This is a genomic window from Pseudomonas sp. NPDC089534 (assembly GCF_044749305.1).
In the GTDB taxonomy this organism is placed as follows: Bacteria; Pseudomonadota; Gammaproteobacteria; order Pseudomonadales; family Pseudomonadaceae; genus Aquipseudomonas; species Aquipseudomonas ekonensis.
This window is the reverse complement of the sequence record NZ_JBIVHR010000026.1, coordinates 1-21337: the sequence shown is the minus strand read 5'-3', so window position 1 is coordinate 21337 and position 21337 is coordinate 1. Positions and strand designations below refer to the sequence as shown.

The following is a 21337-nucleotide window of genomic DNA, read 5'->3' as shown; positions in this document are numbered from 1 at the left end:
AGACAACACAAGCCTGTAAGATCCCCTTCCGCCTCATCTGCCCCGCCGAGCCCATGCCCCGACCCGCCTCCTCGAAACTCGCCCGCCTGCTGTTCGGCCTGTTGGCCTACGTCAGCCTCGGCATCGGCCTGATCGCCATCGTGGTGCCTGGCCTGCCGACCACCGAGTTCATCCTGCTCGCGGCCTGGGCCGCCACCCGCAGCTCCCCGCGCCTGAGCGCCTGGCTGGAGAACCATCGGCTGTTCGGGCCGATCCTGCGCAACTGGCGCAACGGCAAGCTCATCGCCCGCCGGGCCAAGCTCAGCGCCACGGCCAGCATGCTGCTGTGCGCCACGCTGATGCTGGTGGTGCTCGATCACGGCTGGCCGGTCTACCTCGCGATCGCGGGCATGACTCTGGGCAACCTGTGGATCTGGTCGCGGCCGGAACCATCCCCCTGTAACACATCAATCCCATGAGGCACGCCATTCCCCTGTGGCGAGGGAGCTTGCTCCCGCTGGAGCGCGCAGCGCTCCCGAATACAGTCGGGCCTCATAAAAATCGGGAACGGTCGGCCCGCCCAGCGGGAGCATGCTCCCTCGCCACAAGGCCGCCTCAACGGCCGTGAGAATTTCACTGACTTTCATTCTGTTTTCGGCACATTTTCCTGCGCAAACGTTTAGCCATGACCGTTCGTCGGTCGGCGCCTCATGCGGCTGTGCACCAAGCCGATGAGCAAGGCATGGCGCTGAATGGATTTGGCGAAACGGGTGAGTCCGCCCCGTGGCCAACATTTCATTCATTCGCGAGATCGCCCCATGTTCGACTCTCTTTCCATTCGCCTGAAAATCGTCCTGCTGTCCGGCCTGTGCCTGCTCGGCGTGGTGGCGCTGATCGTCGGGATCAACATCCGCCAGACCAACAGCAACGACGAGCTGGTCAGCGACTCCAGCAGCAAGATGCTCATCGCCAGCGTGCAGAACCTGCTGCAGGCCAAGGCCGCCGAACAGGCGGTGCGGGTGCAGAAGACCTTCGGCGAAAGCCTGCTGGCGGTCACCGCCCTGGCCGACCAGATCAAGGACATGCGGGTGATGGCCGCCAAGCGCTCGATGGACGCCGGCGCCCTGCGCGAAGAGTTGAACCAGAGCCTGAAGACCGCCTTCGATCGCAACGCCAAGGTGCTCGGCATCTGGCTGGCGTTCGAGCCCGACGGCCTGGACGGCAAGGACAGCGAATTCAAGAACGACGCCGCCCGCCAATCCAACGAGGCCGGCCGCTTCGCCAGCTACTGGAGCCGCGCGGCCGGCACCGCGCTGAACACGATCATGGTCGAGGAGGACATGACCAAGACCACCCTCAGCCTCAGCGGCACGCCGTACAACAGCTGGTACACCTGCCCCCGCGACAACAAGCGCACCTGCCTGCTCGACCCGTATGCCGACACCGTGGGCGGCAAGGAAATGCTCATGACCACCATCTCCGTGCCGCTGCTGGTGGACGGCAAGGCCATCGGCGTGGTGGGCGTCGACATCGCCCTCGACGCCCTGCAAGCGGCGGCGGTGGATTCCCAACGTGAGCTGTTCAACAGCGCCGGGCACATGCTGATCGTCTCCGGCAGCGGCGTGCTGGCCGCCTACAGCGCCGACGCCAGCAAGGTCGGCAAAGGCATCGGCGACACCCTGGGCGCCGAGGGCAAGGACATCCTGCAACTGCTCGGCGGCGGCAGCCCGAAGATCCTCGAACAGGGCGACCTGATCCGCGCCGTGTACCCGGTCAACCCGATCGGCGACTCCCGCGCCTGGGGCGTGGTCATCGACCTGCCCAAGCAAGTGCTGCTGGCCGACTCGGTCAAATTGCAGGCGGTGCTCGACGACGCCCAGGAGGCCGGCACGATCACCGCCCTGTCGGTCGCCGTGGTGGCCGGCCTGCTCGGGCTGCTGCTGATCTGGCTCACCGCCTCGGGCGTGACCCGGCCGATCAACGGCGTCGCCGACATGCTCAAGAACATCGCCAGCGGCGAAGGCGACCTGACCCAGCGCCTGAACTACGGGAAAAAAGACGAACTGGGCGAACTGGTGAACTGGTTCAACCGCTTCCTCGACAAGCTGCAGCCGACCATCGCCCAGATCAAGCAGAGCATCGCCGATGCCCGCGGCACCGCCGACCAGTCGTCGGCCATCGCCCGCCAGACCAGCGAAGGCATGCAGGTGCAGTTCCGCGAGATCGATCAGGTGGCGACCGCCTCCAACGAAATGAGCGCCACCGCCCACGACGTCGCCAACAGCGCCTCCAACGCGGCCAACGCCGCCAAGGGCGCGGACCAATCGGCCCGGGACGGCATGTCGATCATCGAACGCAGCACCCGCGACATCAGCCAACTGGCCGATGAAGTCAGCAAGGCGGTGGCCGAAGTCGAGGAGCTGGCGCTCAACAGCGAACAGATCGGCTCGGTGCTGGAAGTGATCCGCAGCATCGCCGAACAGACCAACCTGCTGGCGCTCAACGCCGCCATCGAAGCCGCCCGCGCCGGCGAAAGCGGCCGCGGCTTCGCGGTGGTGGCCGACGAAGTGCGCAACCTGGCCAAGCGCACCCAGGACTCGGTGGAGGAGATCCGCGTGGTCATCGAACGCATCCAGTCCGGCACCCGCGGCGTGGTCGCGACCATGCATTCCAGCCAGTCCCAGGCGCAGAACAACGCCGGGCAGATCCGCCAGGCCGTGGACGCGCTGGGCAAGATCAGCGAAGCGGTCACCGTGATCAGCGACATGAACCTGCAGATCGCCAGCGCCGCCGAACAGCAGAGCGCCGTGGCCGAAGAGGTCAACCGCAACGTCTCGGCGATCCGCACCGTCACCGAAACCCTGACCGAACAGGCCAGCGAATCGGCGGCCATCAGCAGCCAGCTCAACGCCCTGGCCAGCCAGCAGATGAAGCTGATGGATCAGTTCCGCGTCTAGTCCCTGCCATGCGGTGCCCCTGCTGGCGTCATCGCCAGCAGGCTGGCTCCCACAGGGATCCCAGGTAAGCGCAGAATCCCTGCCCGTCGCAGAACCCGGTGGAGGCCTGTCTTCAGATCCCGCCCGGAACAAGCCTCCCCCCACCGATTCAGCGATGTCTGCGCCCGACACGGACACTGCGGTTGCCCGCAGAACACAAATGCCGCATTCACCGCCTCCCCTGTGGGAGCCAGCCTGCTGGCGATGGCGTCAGCCAAGGCACCGCACAGCTCCCAGTTTTCATCCAGCCCGCCGACCTTTTGCACTATGCTGCGCTCTCCCACGGAGGGCCACCGATGACCGATCTGCTCGCATCCATCCAAGCCGCGCTCGGCCTGCCCCGCACGCCGATCCCCTTCACCGCCGCCGGCGCCTTGCCCTCGGCCTTCGCCGTCACCGACCTGGCCTGCGCCAGCATCGCCGCGGCCGGCCAAGCGGTCAGCGAACTGTTGCTTCAGCAGACCGGCCACCGGCCCGCCGTCGAAGTCGACCGCCGCCTCGCCTCGTTCTGGTTCGCCGCCTCGCTGCGCCCGGTCGGCTGGAGCGTGCCGCCGTTGTGGGATCCGGTGGCCGGCGACTACGCGACGCAGGACGGCTGGATCCGCCTGCACACCAACGCCCCGCACCACCGCGCCGCCGCCGAACGCGTGCTCGGTGTCTGCGCCGACCGCGCCGCGATGGCCGCGAAGGTCGCGCAATGGACCGGTGCGGAACTGGAGCACGCCGTGGTCGAGGTCAACGGCTGCGCGGCGCAGATGCGCAGTTGGGCCCAGTGGCAGCAGCACCCGCAGGGTCTGGCGGTGAATGCCGAGCCGCTGGTGCACGTCTTCGACGGTCAGGCGCAAAGCCCCAGGCCGTGGACCGGTTCGGCGACGCAACCGCTGGCCGGGCTCAAGGTGCTGGACCTGACCCGGGTGCTGGCCGGGCCGACCGCCACCCGTTTTCTCGCCGGCCTGGGCGCCGAGGTGCTGCGCATCGATCCGCCGACCTGGAACGAGCCCGGCCTGGTGCCTGACCTCACCCTCGGCAAACGCTGCGCGCGGCTGGATCTCCACGATGCGGCGGACCGCGCGGTGTTTGCGGCGCTGCTCAAGGACACCGACATCCTGGTGCACGGCTACCGGGCCGACGCCCTGGAAAACCTCGGCTTCGGCGCCGAACGCCGCCGCGAATGGGCGCCGGGGCTGATCGACGTCAGCCTCAACGCCTACGGCTGGAGCGGCCCGTGGCGCAACCGCCGGGGCTTCGACAGCCTGGTGCAGATGAGCAGCGGCATCGCCGAGGCCGGGCAGCGCTGGCGGCGCAGCGACACGCCGACGCCGCTGCCGGTGCAGGCGCTGGATCACGCCACCGGGTATCTGATGGCGGCCAGCGTGATCCGCCTGCTGACCGAGCGCCTGCGCAGCGGCAAGGCCGGCTCGGCGCGGCTGTCTTTGGCACGCACGGCGAAGCTGTTGATCGAACAGGGGCCGGGGACGGAAGAACCGTTGCGCGCCGAGGACGGCCAGGATCAGGCTTTGCCGGTGGAGCAGACGCCGTGGGGCCCGGCGCATCGGCTGAAGGCGCCGCTGTACATCAGCGGGACACCATTGCACTGGGCATTGCCGGCCACCGAACTGGGTTCGCATTCCCCGCATTGGCTGTGACCTCGCCGGCTCGCTGCCCGGGCGCCTTCACTGGCGCCATCGCCAGCAGGCTGGCTCCCACAGAGACTGACGGTGCCTACAGATTCTGTGCCCACCGCAACAACTGTGGGAGCCAGCCTGCTGGCGATGAGGCCGGTACAGCCGACACAAAAGCCGGAATCAATCCCCCCGCCCCAACGAGGTCCACAGCACCTGCGCCGCATACCCCCGGTACGGCCGCCAGCCCTCGGCCCGCGCCGTCAGTTCCCGCGCCGTCGGCCGCCGGCCCTCCAGCACTTCCAGCGCCCGCAGCAACCCCACGTCCCCGGTCGGAAACCCGTCCATGTCGCGCAACTGACGCAAGGCGATGTACTGCGCCGTCCAGTCGCCGATGCCGTGCAGGGCCAGCAAACGCGGCACCCCGGATTCGAACAGCGAAGGATCCTCCAGCAACGCCTGCGCCACGCCGGACAACGTCCGCCCCCGGCTCTTGGGCATGCCCAGCGCCGCCAGGTCGGCGACCGCCAGCACGCTGGCCTCGGGAAACGCATGGGTCAGTCCCGGCACCGGCGAACGGACCGGCACGCCGTAACGCGTCACCAGTTTCCCCGCCAGCCGAATCGCCGCCGTCACCGTGATCTGCTGGCCCAACACCGCACGGAACGCCAACTCCAGCCCGTCCCACGCCCCCGGCACCCGCAGCCCCGGCCGTTCGGCGATCAACCGCGCCAGCAACGGATCTGCCACCAGGTGCCGCTGCATCGGCGCAACCTCCGCATCCAGGCCGAACAGCCGGCGCAAGCGCGCGACGATCTCCGGCACCGCCGCCGGCTCGGGAAAGTCCAGCGCCACGTCCAGGCCCTCCCCGTCACCGGGCCGGACCGATACGGTGCCGCGGACCCCGTTCAAACCGATGATCCGCGAATACACGCCGGCGTCGACCGTCTCCATGCCGGCCACCGCCCGCGCCCCAAGGAATCCGAGCATCGCCGGCCAGTCATAGGACGCCTTGAAGTCCAGCCGCAGCCTCACAGCGACAGCAGGCCGCTGTACAACCCATATGCCGCCAGCCCGGCCCCGCCGATCACGCAGGTGAAGATGCCCTTCTCCAGCGTGGTGAACAGCGGCTCGCCCTGTTCATGCTTGGCCTTGGCGAACAGGATGACGCCGGGCGCATACAGCAGCGCCGACAGCAGCAGGTATTTCACCCCGCCGGCATACAGCAGCCACACCGCGTAACACAGGGCGATGCCGCCGATGAGCAGGTCCTTGGTGCGTTCGGCCGAGGCGTGCTCGTAGGTTTCGCCCCGGCCGCTGAGCAGCACCGCATAGGCCGCCGACCACAGGTACGGCACCAGGATCATCGACGAGGCGAGGTAGATCAGGCTGGTGTAGGTGCCGGCGGAAAACAGCGTGATCAGCAGAAAGATCTGGATCATCACGTTGGTCAGCCACAGCGCGTTGACCGGCACGTGGTTGGCGTTTTCCTTCTGGAGGAACGCCGGCATGGTCTTGTCCCGGGCCGTGGCGAAAAGGATCTCGGCGCACAGCAGCGCCCACGAGAGCAACGCGCCGATCAGCGACACCGCCAGGCCGATGCTGATCAGCAACGCGCCCCACGGCCCGACGATGTGCTCCAGCACCGCCGCCAGCGACGGGTTCTGCAGGGTCGCCAGTTCCGGCTGGCTCATGATCCCCAGCGACAGCACGTTCACCAGCACCAGCAGCGCCAGCACGCCGATGAAGCCGATCACCGTGGCCCGGCCGACGTCGCTGCGTTTTTCCGCCCGCGCCGAGTACACGCTGGCCCCTTCGATGCCGATGAACACGAACACCGTCACCAGCATCATGTTGCGCACCTGGTCCATCACGCCGCCGAAGCTCGGGTTGCTGCGGCCCCAGATGTCGCGGGTGAAGACGTCGGCCTTGAACGCCACCGCCGCGATGACGATGAACATCACCAGCGGCACGATCTTGGCCACGGTGGTCAATTGGTTGATGAACGCCGCCTCCTTGATCCCGCGCATCACCAGAAAGTGCACCGCCCACAGCAGCAGCGACGCGCAGCCGATGGCCACCGGCGTGTTGCCCTGGCCGAACACCGGGAAGAAATAGCCCAGGGTGCTGAACAGCAGCACGAAGTAGCCGACGTTACCCAGCCACGCGCTGATCCAGTAGCCCCAGGCCGAGGAGAACCCCATGTAGTCGCCGAACCCGGCCTTGGCATAGGCGTACACCCCGGAATCGAGTTCCGGCTTGCGGTTGGCCAGGGTCTGGAACACGAATGCCAGGGTCAGCATGCCGACGGCCGTGATCGCCCAGCCGATCAGGATCGCGCCGGCGTCGGCCCGGGCTGCCATGTTCTGCGGCAGGGAGAAGATGCCCCCGCCGATCATCGAGCCCACCACCAGGGCGATCAGTGCGCCAAGGCGCAGTTTTTGCGTCGGTTGCGACATTCCAGCATCTCCAGGTTCCCGTGGGTGGCGAAGGCCGTAAACAGCGTCATGTAACCGTCGTTAACTGAACGGATAAGAGCGTAATAACGTTTATTGGATATCGCCAATAATCGTCCCTTATATATAGCCGTTGACTCTAACGGCCACTGCAGACAATCAATTTTGTGCGCCATTCGTAATAAATCATTTCTGTACTGCAAACAGATGCGGAAAAGTTGCGAAACCGGCAAAACGAACTAGCTTCAACACCCCAAGGGAATACGAGTTATTCCCGTTTTCTCTTGCAAGCCTTCTGCGACGGGCCTTTCAGGCAGGCGACGTTATGCCCGAGACAGATTCATAAGTCATTCATTTAACAATGGAATGTGCCCATGCACTGATCTAAGTCAGCTGATCGACCGACCAACAGACTTAACCTGTTGTCTCTCTTCTCCTGCAATGGAGTCATGCAATGTCTGAGTCCCCCGGAAAACTGAAACTAGGTGCACTGGTTGCGCTGGTCGTCGGCTCCATGATCGGCGGCGGGATCTTTTCATTACCGCAGAACATGGCCGCCAGCGCCGATGCCGGCGCCGTGCTGATCGGCTGGGCCATCACCGCCGTCGGCATGCTGACCCTCGCGTTCGTGTTCCAGACCCTGGCCAACCGCAAACCCGACCTGGACGGCGGGGTGTACGCCTACGCCAAGGCCGGCTTCGGCGACTACATGGGCTTCTCCTCGGCCTGGGGCTACTGGATCAGCGCCTGGCTGGGCAACGTCGGCTACTTCGTCCTGCTGTTCAGCACCTTGGGCTACTTCTTCCCGATCTTCGGCGAAGGCAACACGGCCGCCGCGATCATCGGCGCCTCCGTGCTGCTGTGGGCGGTGCACTTTCTGGTGCTGCGCGGCATCAAGGAAGCGGCGTTCATCAACCTGGTGACCACCGTCGCCAAGGTGGTGCCGCTGCTGCTGTTCGTGCTGATCGCGGTGTTCGCCTTCAAGCTGGACATCTTCACCGCCGACATCTGGGGCGCGAAGAACCCGGACCTGGGCAGCGTGATGAACCAGGTGCGCAACATGATGCTGGTCACCGTGTGGGTGTTCATCGGCATCGAGGGCGCGAGCATCTTCTCGGCCCGGGCGGAAAAGCGCTCGGACGTCGGCAAGGCCACCGTGATAGGCTTCATCACCGTGCTGCTGTTCCTGGTGCTGGTGAACGTGCTGTCACTGGGGATCATGACCCAGCCGGAACTGGCCAAGCTGCAGAACCCGTCGATGGCCGCCGTGCTCGAGCACGTGGTCGGCCACTGGGGCGCGGTGCTGATCAGCGTCGGCCTGATCATCTCGCTGCTGGGGGCGCTGCTGTCGTGGGTGCTGCTGTGCGCGGAGATCATGTTCGCCGCCGCCAAGGACCACACCATGCCGGAGTTCCTGCGCCGCGAGAACGCCAACCACGTGCCGGTCAACGCCCTGTGGCTGACCAACGCCATGGTGCAGGTGTTCCTGGTCATCACCCTGTTCTCGGCCAGCACCTACCTGTCGCTGATCTACCTCGCCACCTCGATGATCCTGGTGCCGTACCTGTGGTCGGCGGCCTACGCCCTGCTGCTGGCGGTGCGCGGCGAAAGCTACGAAGGCGCGGCGGGCGAGCGGCAGAAAGACCTGATCATCGGCGCCGTCGCCCTGCTCTACGCGGTATGGCTGCTCTACGCCGGCGGCGTGAAGTACCTGCTGCTGTCGGCCCTGCTCTACGCCCCCGGCGCGATCCTGTTCGCCAAGGCCAAGCTCGAAATCAAGAAACCGGTTTTCACCCCCGTCGAGAAGCTCATTTTCGCCGCAGTGGTCGCGGGCGCCCTGGTGGCGGCCTACGGTCTCTACGACGGCTTCCTGACTCTGTAACCGCGAGATATCCATCTCTGGAGGATCACTGTAATGACCACGGAAAAAGTTAAGTACGGCGTCCATTCCGAAGCCGGCAAACTGCGCAAAGTCATGGTTTGCTCCCCCGGCCTGGCCCACCAGCGGCTGACCCCGAACAACTGCGACGAACTGCTGTTCGACGATGTGATCTGGGTCAACCAGGCCAAGCGCGACCACTTCGACTTCGTCACCAAGATGCGCGAGCGCGGCATCGAAGTCCTGGAAATGCACAACCTGCTGACCGAGACCATCCAAAACCCCGAAGCGCTGAAATGGATCCTGGACCGCAAGATCACCCCCGACTCCGTCGGCGTCGGCCTGACCAACGAAGTGCGCAGCTGGCTCGAAGGCCTGGAGCCGCGCAAGCTCGCCGAGTTCCTGATCGGCGGCGTGGCCGGCGAGGACCTGCCGGACAGCGAAGGCGCCAGCGTGATCAAGATGTACCGCGACTACCTGGGCCACTCCAGCTTCCTGCTGCCGCCGCTGCCCAACACCCAGTTCACCCGCGACACCACCTGCTGGATCTACGGCGGCGTGACCCTCAACCCGATGTACTGGCCGGCCCGCCGTCAGGAAACCCTGCTGGCCACCGCCATCTACAAGTTCCACCCCGAGTTCGCCAACGCCGACTTCGAGGTCTGGTACGGCGACCCGGACAAAGACCACGGCCAAGCTACCCTTGAGGGCGGCGACGTTATGCCGATCGGCAACGGCGTGGTGCTGATCGGCATGGGCGAGCGCACCTCGCGCCAGGCCATCGGCCAACTGGCGCAGTCGCTGTTCGCCAAGGGCGCGGTGGAGAAGGTCGTGGTGGCCGGCCTGCCGAAATCCCGCGCGGCGATGCACCTGGACACCGTGTTCAGCTTCTGCGACCGCGACCTGGTGACGGTCTTCCCGGAGGTGGTCAAGGAAATCGTGCCGTTCATCATCCGCCCCGACAGCAGCAAGCCTTACGGCATGGACGTGCGCCGCGAGAACAAATCGTTCATCGAAGTGGTGGCCGACGCCCTCAACCTCAAGCAGCTGCGCGTGGTCGAGACCGGCGGCAACAGCTTCGCCGCCGAGCGCGAGCAGTGGGACGACGGCAACAACGTGGTGGCGGTGGAACCGGGCGTGGTCATCGGCTACGACCGCAACACCTACACCAACACCCTGCTGCGCAAGGCCGGCATCGAGGTCATCACCATCAGCGCCGGCGAACTGGGCCGCGGACGCGGCGGCGGCCACTGCATGACCTGCCCGATCGTGCGCGACCCCATCGACTACTAAACGACCATTTTCCCGGCCGCCCCCACCCGGCGCGGCCGGGCCGATCACCGAATCCAAGGAGAATCATCATGGCGTTCAACATCCACAACCGTAACCTGCTCAGCCTGGAACACCACACCGCCCGCGAGCTGCGCTACCTGCTCGACCTGTCCCGCGACCTCAAGCGCGCCAAGTACACCGGCACCGAACAGCAGCACCTCAAGGGCAACAACATCGCCCTGATCTTCGAGAAGACCTCGACCCGCACCCGCTGCGCCTTCGAAGTCGCCGCCTACGACCAGGGCGCCAACGTCACCTACATCGACCCCAACTCCTCGCAGATCGGCCACAAGGAAAGCATGAAGGACACGGCCCGCGTGCTGGGCCGCATGTACGACGCCATCGAGTACCGCGGCTTCAAGCAGGAGATCGTCGAAGAACTGGCCAAGTTCGCCGGGGTGCCGGTGTTCAACGGCCTGACCGACGAATACCACCCGACCCAGATGATCGCCGACGTGCTGACCATGCGTGAGCACGCCGACAAGCCGATCCACGAAATCAGCTACGCCTACCTGGGCGACGCCCGCAACAACATGGGCAACTCGCTGCTGCTGATCGGCGCCAAGCTGGGCATGGACGTGCGCATCAGCGCGCCGAAAGCCCTGTGGCCCCATGACGACCTCGTGGCCCGCTGCAAGAAATACGCGGAAGAGAGCGGTGCGCGCATCACCCTGACCGAAGACCCGAAAGCGGCGGTCAAGGGCGTGGACTTCATCCACACCGACGTCTGGGTGTCGATGGGCGAGCCGGTGGAAGCCTGGGGCGAACGCATCCAGCAACTGCTGCCGTACCAGGTCAACGCCGAACTGATGAAGGCCTCGGGCAACCCGCGCACCAAGTTCATGCACTGCCTGCCGGCGTTCCACAACAGCGACACCAAGGTCGGCAAGCAGATCGCCGAACAGTACCCGCACCTGGCCAACGGCATCGAGGTGACCGACGACGTGTTCGAATCGCCGGCCTGCATCGCCTTCGAGCAAGCGGAGAACCGCATGCACACCATCAAGGCGATCCTGGTCTCGACCCTGGCCGACCTGTAACCCGGCGAAGCTCCCACTGACGCGACACGGTCACTGTGGGAGCTGGCTTGCCAGCGATAGCGGTGTGTCAGTCAACGACAATGCTGACTGACCCGTCGCCATCGCGGGCAAGCCCGGCTCCCACAGTGACCGCACTTGTTCCGTCTGCACTTTCCTTTTTCAGAAGGACTCGCACCATGCGTATCGTCGTTGCTCTGGGCGGTAACGCCCTGCTCCGCCGGGGTGAACCCATGACCGCGGACAACCAGCGCGCCAACATCCGGATCGCCACCGAGCAGATCGCCAAGATCCATCCCGGCAACCAACTGGTCATCGCCCACGGCAATGGCCCGCAAGTGGGCCTGCTGTCGCTGCAGGCGGCGGCCTACACCTCGGTCACCCCTTACCCGCTGGACGTGCTCGGCGCCGAGACCGAAGGCATGATCGGCTACATCATCGAACAGGAACTGGGCAACCTGCTGGACTTCGAAGTGCCGTTCGCCACCCTGCTCACCCAGGTCGAGGTCGACGCCAAGGACCCGGCCTTCCAGAACCCCACCAAACCCATCGGCCCGGTCTACGGCAAGGCGGAGGCCGAGAAGCTCGCCGCCGAAAAAGGCTGGGCGATCGCCCCGGACGGCGACAAGTTCCGCCGTGTGGTGGCCAGCCCGCGGCCCAAGCGCATCTTCGAGATCCGCCCGATCAAGTGGCTGCTGGACAAGGGCAGCATCGTGATCTGCGCCGGCGGCGGCGGCATCCCGACGATGTACGACGAAAACCGCAACCTCAAGGGCATCGAGGCGGTGATCGACAAGGACCTGTGCTCGTCGCTGCTGGCCGAACAGCTGGACGCCGACCTGCTGGTGATCGCCACCGACGTCAACGCGGCCTACATCGACTTCAACAAGCCCACCCAGAAAGCCATCGCCCAGGCCCACCCCGACGAACTGGAGCGCCTGGGATTCGCCGCCGGCTCCATGGGGCCGAAGGTGCAGGCAGCCTGCGAATTCGCGCGCCATACTGGCAAGGTCGCGGTGATCGGTTCGCTCTCGGACATCGAAGCCATCGTCCAGGGCACCGCCGGCACGCGGGTCAGCACCGCCACGCCCGGCATCACCTACCGATAAGAAAAAACGGCGGGGCAGATCGAGGGTCTGCCCTTCTCCCATGCCTTGAAAGGAGAGAACCATGGCCCAATTCGAACCCGGCCGTCTGCACATCGAGCGCCACGCGCTGGACAAGAACGACGTCAGCTACGACATCAGCCTGACCTACGAGGTCTTCCAGGATCCGCACAAAGGCAAGGGAATGCAGTTCAGGATGCACGGGACGATCCAGGGCAAGACAGTGGACGAGCCGTTCTTCCTGCCCAAGGAAGAAGCCTACAACTTCGCCCGCAACGTGACGCAGATCGCCGAGAAGTACGGCATCCCCAAGGCGCTCAGCAGCATCGGCTCGGTCCACAAGCACTACGACCTGATGTTCGAGGACGTGCGCCAGCAACTGAACATGAAGTCCGGCGACGCGGTGAACCCCGAGCATTTCGAGTAGCCCCGATCCCCCAATCCCAGTGGGAGCGAGCCTGCTCGCGATTGCGTTTGGACAGCCGACACTGATGTCGCCTGACATTGCGCCATCGCGAGCAGGCTCGCTCCTGCGGGGACCGGCGTCGTCCCGACCGCTGCGACAGGTTTCACCATCCCCCCGCCCCAAGGCATACTTGCCACCCTCCGCACCGCAGAACACTGAACCGCCCCATGCGTATCCACGTCAGCTTCATCGACCGCGTCGGCATCACCCAGGAAGTCCTGGCCCTGCTCGGCGGGCGCAACCTCAACCTGGATGCGGTGGAGATGGTGCCGCCCAACGTCTACATCGACGCCCCGACCCTGAGCCCGCAAGTGCTCGAAGAGCTCAAGGACGCGCTGTTCCGCGTGCGCGGCGTGGAAGCGGTGACCGTGGTCGACATCCTGCCCGGCCAGCGCCGGCACCTGCAGCTCGACGCCTTGCTCGCGGCGATGACCGACCCGGTGCTGGCCCTGGACAGCGCCGGCAAGGTGCTGCTGGCCAACCCGGCGCTGATCGCGCTGTACGGCCGGGAGCCGGCGGGCGAAAGCGTCGCCGAACTGTTCAACGACCCGGGCCTGCTCGACACCCTGCTCGAACAAGGCTTCCGCCTGCCGCTGCGGGAAATCACCGTCAACGGCCAGACCCTGCTGCTGGACGCCACGCCGATCACCGACGCCGGCGCCCTGCTGACCCTGTACCAACCCAACCGCATCGGCGAACAGCTTTCGGCCCTGCACCACGACCACGCCGAAGGCTTCGATGCGCTGCTGGGCGACTCCCCCGCCATCCGCACCCTCAAGGCCCGGGCGCAGCGGGTGGCGGCCCTCGATGCGCCGCTGCTGATCCAGGGCGAGACCGGCACCGGCAAGGAGCTGGTGGCCCGCGCCTGCCATGCCATCAGCGCACGGCACAGCGCGCCGTTCCTGGCCCTCAACTGCGCGGCGCTGCCGGAGAACCTCGCCGAGAGCGAACTGTTCGGCTACGCCCCCGGCGCCTTCACCGGTGCCCAGCGCGGCGGCAAGCCGGGGCTGATGGAACTGGCCAACCAGGGCACGGTGTTCCTCGACGAGATCGGCGAGATGTCGCCGTACCTGCAGGCCAAGCTGCTGCGTTTCCTCAATGACGGCAGCTTCCGCCGGGTCGGCGGCGACCGCGAGGTGAAGGTCGATGTGCGGATCCTCAGCGCCACCCACCGCGACCTGGAGAAAATGGTCAGCGAAGGCCTGTTCCGCGAAGACCTGTTCTACCGCCTCAACGTGCTCAACGTCGAAGTGCCGCCGCTGCGCGAACGCGGCCAGGACATCCTGCTGCTGGCCCGCCACTTCATGCAGCAGGCCTGCGCGCAGATCCAGCGCCCGGTCTGCCGCCTCGCGCCCGGCACCTATCCGGCGCTGCTCGGCAACCGCTGGCCGGGCAACGTGCGGCAACTGCAGAACGTGATCTTCCGCGCCGCCGCGATCTGCGAAAGCAGCCTGGTGGACATCGGCGACCTCGACATCGCCGGCACCTCGGTGGCGCGCCAGGCCGACACCGACGTCGACAGCCTCGAACAGGCCGTCGAAGCCTTCGAGAAATCCCTGCTCGAAACCCTCTACGTCAGCTACCCCTCAACCCGCCAACTGGCCAGCCGCCTGCAGACCTCCCACACGGCCATCGCCCACCGCCTGCGCAAGTACGGCATTCCCAACAAGCCCTGAACCGCTGCGGCGTTCTTGCGCACGCCATCGCCAGCAGGCTGGCTCCCACAGGAATCCAGGCTGTACGCAACGGCCTGGACACAGCAAAACATTGTGGGAGCCAGCCTGCTGGCGATGGCGTCGGCCAAGTCCCCACCCGCCTCAAAAGCGACCTCCAACTGTACTGAAAGCGCTACAGCGGAACGATATCGATACAGGCGCCTGCGACCACCGCCGCGCAAGGCTTTGATCCGGTTCAGCTTTTCTCCCCGCCCCAAGCTGTAGCGATTTCGCTACAGCCAGTCGTTCCAAGACTCACCAGCATCTATATAAGCCATTGATTTACAACGATAAATCAACATTGGCCGCGTTCTTGCTAAGTACCCATCCATAAACAAGGGCTTTACGGCCCCAGCCTTCCACCGCGTCCACCGGACGAGTCCGGCCCCTAGGAGTTTCCATGAGCGAGTTGCGTTTCACTGAAGATCACGAATGGCTGCGCGCCGAAGCCGACGGCACCGTCACGGTCGGCATCACCGCTTTCGCGCAGAACGCCCTGGGCGACGTGGTCTATGTTCAGCTGCCGGAGCTTCAGGCCTACGAAAAGGGCGCCGAAGCCGCCACGGTGGAATCGGTGAAGGCGGCCAGCGGCGTGTACATGCCGCTGGACGGTGACGTGGTCGCCGTCAACGAACTGCTCAACGACAGCCCGGAACAAGTCAACGAAGACCCGCTGGGCGACGGCTGGTTCTTCCGCTTCAAGCCAAGCGACGCCAGCGCCGTCGGCAAACTGCTGGACCAGGACGCCTACGACCGTCTGCTCAAAGCCAACGCCGACGCCTGAGGAGACCGGACATGACTCAAGTGAACCTGACCACCGCCAACGAATTCATCGCCCGTCACATCGGCCCGCGCGCCGGTGACGAGCAGGCCATGCTCAACAGCCTCGGCTTCGACTCCCTCGAGGCCCTGAGCGCCAGCGTCATCCCGGACAGCATCAAGGGCACCAGCGTGCTCGGCCTGGACGACGGCCTGAGCGAAGCCCAGGCCCTGGCCGCGATCAAGGCCATCGCCGGCCGCAACCAACTGTTCAAGACCTACATCGGCCAGGGCTACTACAACTGCCACACGCCGTCGACGATCCTGCGCAACCTGCTGGAGAACCCGGCCTGGTACACCGCCTACACCCCGTACCAGCCGGAGATTTCCCAGGGCCGCCTCGAAGCGCTGCTGAACTTCCAGACCCTGATCAGCGACCTCACCGGCCTGCCGATCGCCAACGCCTCCCTGCTCGACGAAGCCACCGCCGCCGCCGAAGCCATGACCTTCTGCAAGCGCCTGAGCAAGAACAAGGGCAGCCACCAGTTCTTCGCCTCGGTCCACAGCCATCCGCAGACCCTCGACGTGCTGCGCACCCGCGCCGAGCCGCTGGGCATCGACGTGGTCGTGGGCGACGAGCGCGAACTGACCGACGTGACCCCGTTCTTCGGCGCCCTGCTGCAATACCCGGCGAGCAACGGCGACGTGTTCGACTACCGTGAGCTGACCGAGCGCTTCCACGCCGCCAACGCCCTGGTGGCCGTGGCCGCCGACCTGCTGGCCCTGACCCTGCTGACCCCGCCGGGCGAGTTCGGCGCCGACGTGGCCATCGGCAGCGCCCAGCGCTTCGGCGTGCCGCTGGGCTTCGGCGGCCCGCACGCGGCGTACTTCTCCACCAAGGACGCGTTCAAGCGCGACATGCCGGGCCGCCTGGTCGGCGTGTCGGTCGACCGCTTCGGCAAGCCGGCCCTGCGCCTGGCCATGCAGACCCGCGAGCAGCACATCCGCCGCGAGAAGGCCACCTCGAACATCTGCACCGCCCAAGTGCTGCTGGCCAACATCGCCAGCATGTACGCCGTGTACCACGGCCCCAAAGGCCTGACCCAGATCGCCCACCGCGTGCACCACCTGACCGCGATCCTCGCCAAGGGCCTGGGCGCCCTGGGCCTGAACGTCGAGCAGAAGCACTTCTTCGATACCCTGACCCTGGCCACCGGCGCGCAGACCGCCGCGCTGCACGACAAGGCCCGCGCCCAGCGGATCAACCTGCGCACGGTCGACGCCCAGCGCCTGGGCCTGTCGGTGGACGAAACCACCACCCAGGCCGACATCGAGACCCTGTGGGCGCTGTTCGCCGACGGCAAGGCCCTGCCGGACTTCGCCGCCCTCGCCGCCTCGGCGCAAGGCACCCTACCGGCGGCGCTGGTGCGCCAGTCGCCGATCCTCAGCCACCCGGTGTTCAACCGCTACCACTCCGAAACCGAGCTGATGCGCTACCTGCGCAAGCTGGCGGACAAGGACCTGGCGCTCGACCGCACCATGATCCCGCTGGGCTCGTGCACCATGAAGCTCAACGCCGCCAGCGAAATGATCCCGGTGACCTGGGCCGAATTCGGCGCCCTGCACCCGTTCGCCCCGGCCGAACAGAGCGCCGGCTACCAGCAGCTGACCTCCGAGCTGGAAGCGATGCTCTGCGCCGCCACCGGCTACGACGCGGTGTCGCTGCAGCCGAACGCCGGCTCCCAAGGTGAATACGCCGGCCTGCTGGCGATCCGCGCCTACCACCAGAGCCGTGGCGACGAGCGCCGCGACATCTGCCTGATCCCGTCGTCCGCCCACGGCACCAACCCGGCCACCGCCCACATGGCCGGCATGCGCGTGGTGGTGACCGCGTGCGACGCCCGCGGCAACGTCGACATCGAAGACCTGCGCGCCAAGGCCATCGAGCACCGCGAACACCTCGCCGCGCTGATGATCACCTACCCGTCGACCCACGGCGTGTTCGAGGAAGGCATCCGCGAAATCTGCGCGATCATCCACGACAACGGCGGCCAGGTGTACATCGACGGCGCCAACATGAACGCGATGGTCGGCCTCTGCGCACCGGGCAAGTTCGGCGGCGACGTGTCGCACCTGAACCTGCACAAGACTTTCTGCATCCCTCACGGCGGCGGCGGCCCGGGCGTCGGCCCGATCGGCGTCAAGTCGCACCTGGCCCCGTTCCTGCCCGGCCACGCCGAGATGGAGCGCAAGGAAGGCGCGGTCTGCGCGGCGCCGTTCGGCAGCGCGAGCATCCTGCCGATCACCTGGATGTACATCCGCATGATGGGCGGCGCCGGCCTCAAGCGCGCTTCGCAGCTGGCGATCCTCAACGCCAACTACATCTCGCGCCGCCTCGAAGAGCACTACCCGGTGCTGTACACCGGCAGCAACGGCCTGGTGGCCCACGAATGCATCTTGGACCTGCGTCCGCTCAAGGACAGCAGCGGCATCAGCGTCGATGACGTGGCCAAGCGCCTGATCGACTTCGGCTTCCACGCCCCGACCATGTCGTTCCCGGTGGCCGGCACGCTGATGATCGAGCCGACCGAAAGCGAATCCAAGGAAGAGCTGGACCGCTTCTGCGACGCCATGATCCGCATCCGCGAAGAGATCCGCGCGGTGGAGAACGGCACCCTGGACAAGGACGACAACCCGCTCAAGAACGCCCCGCACACCGCGGCGGAGCTGGTCGGCGAGTGGACTCACCCGTACAGCCGCGAGCAGGCGGTGTACCCGGTGGCGTCGTTGGTCGAGGCCAAGTACTGGCCGCCGGTCGGCCGCGTCGACAACGTGTTCGGCGACCGCAACCTGGTCTGCGCCTGCCCGTCGATCGAAAGCTACGCTTGAGACAGGGCGGGACCGGTTCGAAGGTCCCGCCTGCACCGCAGCCCCCTGTGGGAGCGAGCCTGCTCGCGATAGCGGTATGTCAGTCAATCAATGCATCGACTGAAGCACCGCTATCGCGAGCAGGCCCGCTCCTACAAGGGAATGCGGCACCCCCAGATTCCGCTGATACCCCATAACAAGAAACCGGAGAACAACCATGTCGTTAAGCGTGTTCGACCTGTTCAAGATCGGCATCGGCCCCTCCAGCTCCCACACCGTCGGCCCGATGCGCGCCGCCGCGCGCTTCGTCGAAGGCCTGCGCCGGGAAAACCTGCTGACCGCCACCGCCTGCGTGAAGGTCGAGCTGTACGGGTCCCTCGGCGCCACCGGCAAGGGGCACGGCAGCGACAAGGCCGTGCTGCTGGGCCTTGAGGGCGAACACCCGGACACCGTCGACACCGACACCGTCACCGCCCGCCTGGCCGACATCCGCGCCAACGGCCGCCTCAACCTGCTCGGCGAACACGAAATCGCGTTCAACGAGAAAGAACACCTGGCGATGATCCGCAAGCCCCTGCCCTACCACCCCAACGGCATGATCTTCCGCGCGTTCGACGCCGCCGGCCTGCAGATCCGCAGCCGCGAGTACTACTCGGTGGGCGGTGGTTTCGTGGTCGACGAGGACGCCGCCGGGGCCGACCGCATCGTCGAGGACGCCACGCCGCTGACCTTCCCGTTCAAGACCGCCAAGGAGCTGCTCGGCCACTGCGCCACCTACGGGCTGTCGATCAGCCAGGTGATGCTGACCAACGAAAGCGCCTGGCGCCCTGAAGCGGAAACCCGCGCCGGCCTGCTGAAGATCTGGCAAGTGATGCAGGACTGCGTGGCCGCCGGCTGCCGCAACGAAGGCATCCTGCCGGGCGGCCTGAAGGTCAAGCGCCGGGCGGCGGCGCTGCACCGGCAACTGTGCAAGAACCCGGAGTCGTCCCTGCGCGATCCGCTGTCGGTGCTGGACTGGGTCAACCTCTACGCCCTGGCCGTCAACGAGGAAAACGCCTACGGCGGCCGGGTCGTCACCGCACCGACCAACGGCGCAGCCGGGATCATCCCGGCGGTGCTGCATTACTACATGCGCTTCATCCCCGGCGCCAACGACGACGGCGTCGTGCGTTTCCTGCTGACGGCGGCCGCGATCGGCATCCTGTACAAGGAAAACGCCTCGATCTCCGGCGCCGAAGTCGGCTGCCAGGGCGAAGTCGGCGTGGCCTGCTCGATGGCGGCCGGCGCCCTGTGCGAAGTCCTCGGCGGCAGCGTGCAGCAAGTGGAGAACGCCGCGGAGATCGGCATGGAGCACAACCTCGGCCTGACCTGCGACCCCATCGGCGGACTGGTGCAGGTGCCCTGCATCGAACGCAACGCCATGGGTTCGGTGAAGGCGATCAACGCCGTGCGGATGGCCATGCGCGGCGACGGCCAGCACTTCGTCTCCCTCGACAAGGTCATCCGCACCATGCGCCAGACCGGCGCCGACATGAAAAGCAAATACAAAGAGACCGCCCGCGGCGGTCTGGCAGTCAACATTATCGAATGCTGATGCCTGCGCATCGGCAGCAGCCCACCTTCCAAGGAGTTGAAGATGTCCACCGAACAATTGTCGAAAACCCCGCTCCACGCCCTGCACCTGGAACTCGGCGCCCGCATGGTGCCGTTCGCCGGCTACGACATGCCGGTGCAGTACCCGCTGGGCGTGATGAAGGAACACCAGCACACCCGTGAGCAGGCCGGCCTGTTCGATGTCTCGCACATGGGCCAGATCCGCCTGACCGGCGCCGGCGCCGCCAAGGCCCTGGAAAGCCTGGTGCCGGTGGACATCATCGACCTACCGGTGGGCATGCAGCGCTACGCCATGTTCACCAACGAAACCGGCGGCATCCTGGACGACCTGATGGTGGCCAACCTGGGCGGCGACGAACTGTTCCTGGTGGTCAACGCCGCCTGCAAGGACCAGGACCTGGCCCACCTGCAAAAGCACATCGGCGGCCAGTGCACCATTGAGGCGCTGTTCGAGGAGCGCGCGCTCCTCGCCCTGCAAGGCCCGGCGGCGGTGACCGTGCTGGCGCGCCTGGCGCCGGACGTGGCGAAAATGACCTTCATGCAGTTCACCCGCGTGAACCTGCTGGGCGTGGACTGCTTCGTCAGCCGCTCGGGCTACACCGGCGAGGACGGCTACGAAATCTCGGTGCCGGCCGCCGACGCGGAAAAGCTCGCCCGTGCCCTGCTGGCCGAACCGGAAGTCCAGGCCATCGGCCTCGGCGCCCGCGACTCGCTGCGCCTGGAAGCCGGCCTGTGCCTGTACGGCCACGACATGAACACCGACACCACCCCGATCGAAGCCAGCCTGCTGTGGGCCATCTCCAAACCCCGCCGCGCCGACGGCGCACGGGCCGGCGGCTTCCCGGGCGCGGACAACGTGTTCGCGCAGCAGCAGAACGGCGTGGCGCGCAAACGTGTCGGCCTGCTGCCGCAGGAACGCACGCCGGTGCGCGAAGGCGCGGAAATCGTCAATGAAGCGGGCGAGATCATCGGCAGCGTGTGCAGCGGCGGCTTCGGCCCGACCCTGGGCGGACCGGTGGCGATGGGTTACCTCGACAACGCTTACGTCACCCTCGACACGCCAGTCTGGGCCATCGTGCGTGGGAAAAAGGTGCCAATGCTTGTAAGCAAAATGCCATTTGTTCCACAACGCTACTATCGTGGCTGATTGACTGTTTCTATAAGTAACGCGATTGCGTTATGCGTGCACTAATGTGTAACGCAATCGCCATAAAACAGTGCATTGTTTTAACGTTCGATTCGAATATGAACTTGGCTTATAACGATCGAAAACAACTGAACAACGCAATCGTCTAAGCCCGCGCCCGCGAACCGGTTATTAGTGGCAAGCTCAGGAAAACCGGGGGCTTCACAGGGCTTGTTTTTCCTCCCGTAGTTGGCGTAGAGTTTGCCCACTGTGTTTGCATGGGTCAGCTTGGAATCGTGACCTGGGCAGTAGCCTACAAGTTAGCTACATCCCGTTCGACGTCTTCTTACTCTCATGCAACCAGCCACATTTCTCTTTCATG

15 protein-coding genes and 1 pseudogene are annotated in these 21337 nt (G+C 65.9%); 14 read left to right on the top strand and 2 right to left on the bottom strand.

The genetic code is table 11. The features are described 5' to 3' along the window. Positions 1-53 precede the first annotated feature (53 nt). The 4 genes and pseudogenes from ACIP0B_RS10710 to ACIP0B_RS10695 all read left to right on the top strand — a co-directional run bounded on the left by ACIP0B_RS10710 (position 54) and on the right by ACIP0B_RS10695 (position 4621). Positions 54-458, top strand: a complete 405-nt coding sequence (locus ACIP0B_RS10710; RefSeq protein ID WP_400831768.1) for a YbaN family protein — start codon at positions 54-56, stop codon at positions 456-458. Between the two features lie 273 nt (positions 459-731). Continuing rightward, a pseudogene (locus tag ACIP0B_RS10705) lies at positions 732-2030 on the top strand (cache domain-containing protein); the annotation flags it as partial. Positions 2031-2180: 150 nt separating this feature from the next. After that, on the top strand, positions 2181-2936 hold the full coding sequence (locus ACIP0B_RS10700; protein ID WP_400831827.1) for a methyl-accepting chemotaxis protein: 756 nt from the start codon (positions 2181-2183) through the stop codon (positions 2934-2936). 335 nt (positions 2937-3271) lie between these two features. Beyond that, positions 3272-4621 (top strand): CoA transferase, encoded by a 1350-nt coding sequence (locus tag ACIP0B_RS10695; protein WP_400831767.1) that lies wholly within the window; start codon positions 3272-3274, stop codon positions 4619-4621. A 159-nt stretch (positions 4622-4780) separates the two neighbouring features. Here ACIP0B_RS10695 and ACIP0B_RS10690 read toward each other — a convergent pair whose 3' ends face one another. Both ACIP0B_RS10690 and arcD (ACIP0B_RS10685) read right to left on the bottom strand, forming a co-directional pair. After that, the gene (locus tag ACIP0B_RS10690) at positions 4781-5632 is read right to left on the bottom strand and encodes a DNA-3-methyladenine glycosylase family protein (protein ID WP_400831766.1); all 852 of its coding nucleotides are present in this window, start codon (positions 5630-5632) and stop codon (positions 4781-4783) included. Next, positions 5629-7056, bottom strand: coding sequence for an arginine-ornithine antiporter (gene arcD, locus ACIP0B_RS10685; protein WP_400831764.1), 1428 nt, complete (start codon positions 7054-7056; stop codon positions 5629-5631). Before arcD (ACIP0B_RS10685) ends, ACIP0B_RS10690 begins: the two co-directional genes overlap by 4 nt. A gap of 451 nt (positions 7057-7507) precedes the next feature. On the opposite strand from arcD (ACIP0B_RS10685), the gene arcD (ACIP0B_RS10680) reads away from it, so the two are divergent. The 10 genes from arcD (ACIP0B_RS10680) (at position 7508) to gcvT (ending at position 20976) form a co-directional block, all read left to right on the top strand. Further along, entirely contained in the window at positions 7508-8935 is a 1428-nt protein-coding gene (gene arcD / locus ACIP0B_RS10680) for an arginine-ornithine antiporter (protein WP_400831763.1), read from the top strand. A gap of 33 nt (positions 8936-8968) precedes the next feature. Further along, positions 8969-10225 (top strand): arginine deiminase, encoded by a 1257-nt coding sequence (arcA, locus tag ACIP0B_RS10675; RefSeq protein WP_400831761.1) that lies wholly within the window; start codon positions 8969-8971, stop codon positions 10223-10225. Positions 10226-10293: 68 nt separating this feature from the next. Then, positions 10294-11304, top strand: a complete 1011-nt coding sequence (locus ACIP0B_RS10670) for an ornithine carbamoyltransferase (RefSeq protein ID WP_085580503.1) — start codon at positions 10294-10296, stop codon at positions 11302-11304. Between the two features lie 176 nt (positions 11305-11480). Continuing rightward, complete coding sequence (gene arcC / locus ACIP0B_RS10665) at positions 11481-12410, top strand: carbamate kinase (RefSeq protein WP_400831760.1); 930 nt, start codon at positions 11481-11483, stop codon at positions 12408-12410. A gap of 61 nt (positions 12411-12471) precedes the next feature. Then, on the top strand, positions 12472-12834 hold the full coding sequence (locus tag ACIP0B_RS10660) for a DUF5064 family protein (protein ID WP_400831758.1): 363 nt from the start codon (positions 12472-12474) through the stop codon (positions 12832-12834). A 206-nt stretch (positions 12835-13040) separates the two neighbouring features. Continuing rightward, positions 13041-14549, top strand: coding sequence for a sigma-54-dependent transcriptional regulator (locus tag ACIP0B_RS10655; RefSeq protein WP_400831757.1), 1509 nt, complete (start codon positions 13041-13043; stop codon positions 14547-14549). 439 nt (positions 14550-14988) lie between these two features. Continuing rightward, the gene (gcvH, locus tag ACIP0B_RS10650; RefSeq protein WP_085580495.1) at positions 14989-15372 is read left to right on the top strand and encodes a glycine cleavage system protein GcvH; all 384 of its coding nucleotides are present in this window, start codon (positions 14989-14991) and stop codon (positions 15370-15372) included. An 11-nt stretch (positions 15373-15383) separates the two neighbouring features. Continuing rightward, a complete protein-coding gene (gcvP, locus tag ACIP0B_RS10645; RefSeq protein WP_400831756.1) occupies positions 15384-18236 on the top strand; it encodes an aminomethyl-transferring glycine dehydrogenase in 2853 nt (950 codons plus the stop codon). Positions 18237-18432: 196 nt separating this feature from the next. Next, complete coding sequence (locus tag ACIP0B_RS10640) at positions 18433-19809, top strand: L-serine ammonia-lyase (protein ID WP_400831754.1); 1377 nt, start codon at positions 18433-18435, stop codon at positions 19807-19809. 42 nt (positions 19810-19851) lie between these two features. Beyond that, positions 19852-20976 carry a glycine cleavage system aminomethyltransferase GcvT gene (gene gcvT, locus ACIP0B_RS10635; RefSeq protein WP_400831753.1) on the top strand — a complete coding sequence of 375 codons (1125 nt, stop codon included), beginning with the start codon at positions 19852-19854 and terminating at the stop codon, positions 20974-20976. Positions 20977-21337: the final 361 nt, after the last annotated feature.

Coding starts and splice junctions, on each gene's coding strand:
- ACIP0B_RS10710 (WP_400831768.1), top strand. CDS start 54: ATGCCCCGACCCGCCTCCTCGAAACTCGCCCGCCTGCTGTTCGGCCTG.
- ACIP0B_RS10700 (WP_400831827.1), top strand. CDS start 2,181: ATGCAGGTGCAGTTCCGCGAGATCGATCAGGTGGCGACCGCCTCCAAC.
- ACIP0B_RS10695 (WP_400831767.1), top strand. CDS start 3,272: ATGACCGATCTGCTCGCATCCATCCAAGCCGCGCTCGGCCTGCCCCGC.
- arcD (WP_400831764.1), bottom strand. CDS start 7,056: ATGTCGCAACCGACGCAAAAACTGCGCCTTGGCGCACTGATCGCCCTG.
- arcD (WP_400831763.1), top strand. CDS start 7,508: ATGTCTGAGTCCCCCGGAAAACTGAAACTAGGTGCACTGGTTGCGCTG.
- arcA (WP_400831761.1), top strand. CDS start 8,969: ATGACCACGGAAAAAGTTAAGTACGGCGTCCATTCCGAAGCCGGCAAA.
- ACIP0B_RS10670 (WP_085580503.1), top strand. CDS start 10,294: ATGGCGTTCAACATCCACAACCGTAACCTGCTCAGCCTGGAACACCAC.
- arcC (WP_400831760.1), top strand. CDS start 11,481: ATGCGTATCGTCGTTGCTCTGGGCGGTAACGCCCTGCTCCGCCGGGGT.
- ACIP0B_RS10660 (WP_400831758.1), top strand. CDS start 12,472: ATGGCCCAATTCGAACCCGGCCGTCTGCACATCGAGCGCCACGCGCTG.
- ACIP0B_RS10655 (WP_400831757.1), top strand. CDS start 13,041: ATGCGTATCCACGTCAGCTTCATCGACCGCGTCGGCATCACCCAGGAA.
- gcvH (WP_085580495.1), top strand. CDS start 14,989: ATGAGCGAGTTGCGTTTCACTGAAGATCACGAATGGCTGCGCGCCGAA.
- gcvP (WP_400831756.1), top strand. CDS start 15,384: ATGACTCAAGTGAACCTGACCACCGCCAACGAATTCATCGCCCGTCAC.
- ACIP0B_RS10640 (WP_400831754.1), top strand. CDS start 18,433: ATGTCGTTAAGCGTGTTCGACCTGTTCAAGATCGGCATCGGCCCCTCC.
- gcvT (WP_400831753.1), top strand. CDS start 19,852: ATGTCCACCGAACAATTGTCGAAAACCCCGCTCCACGCCCTGCACCTG.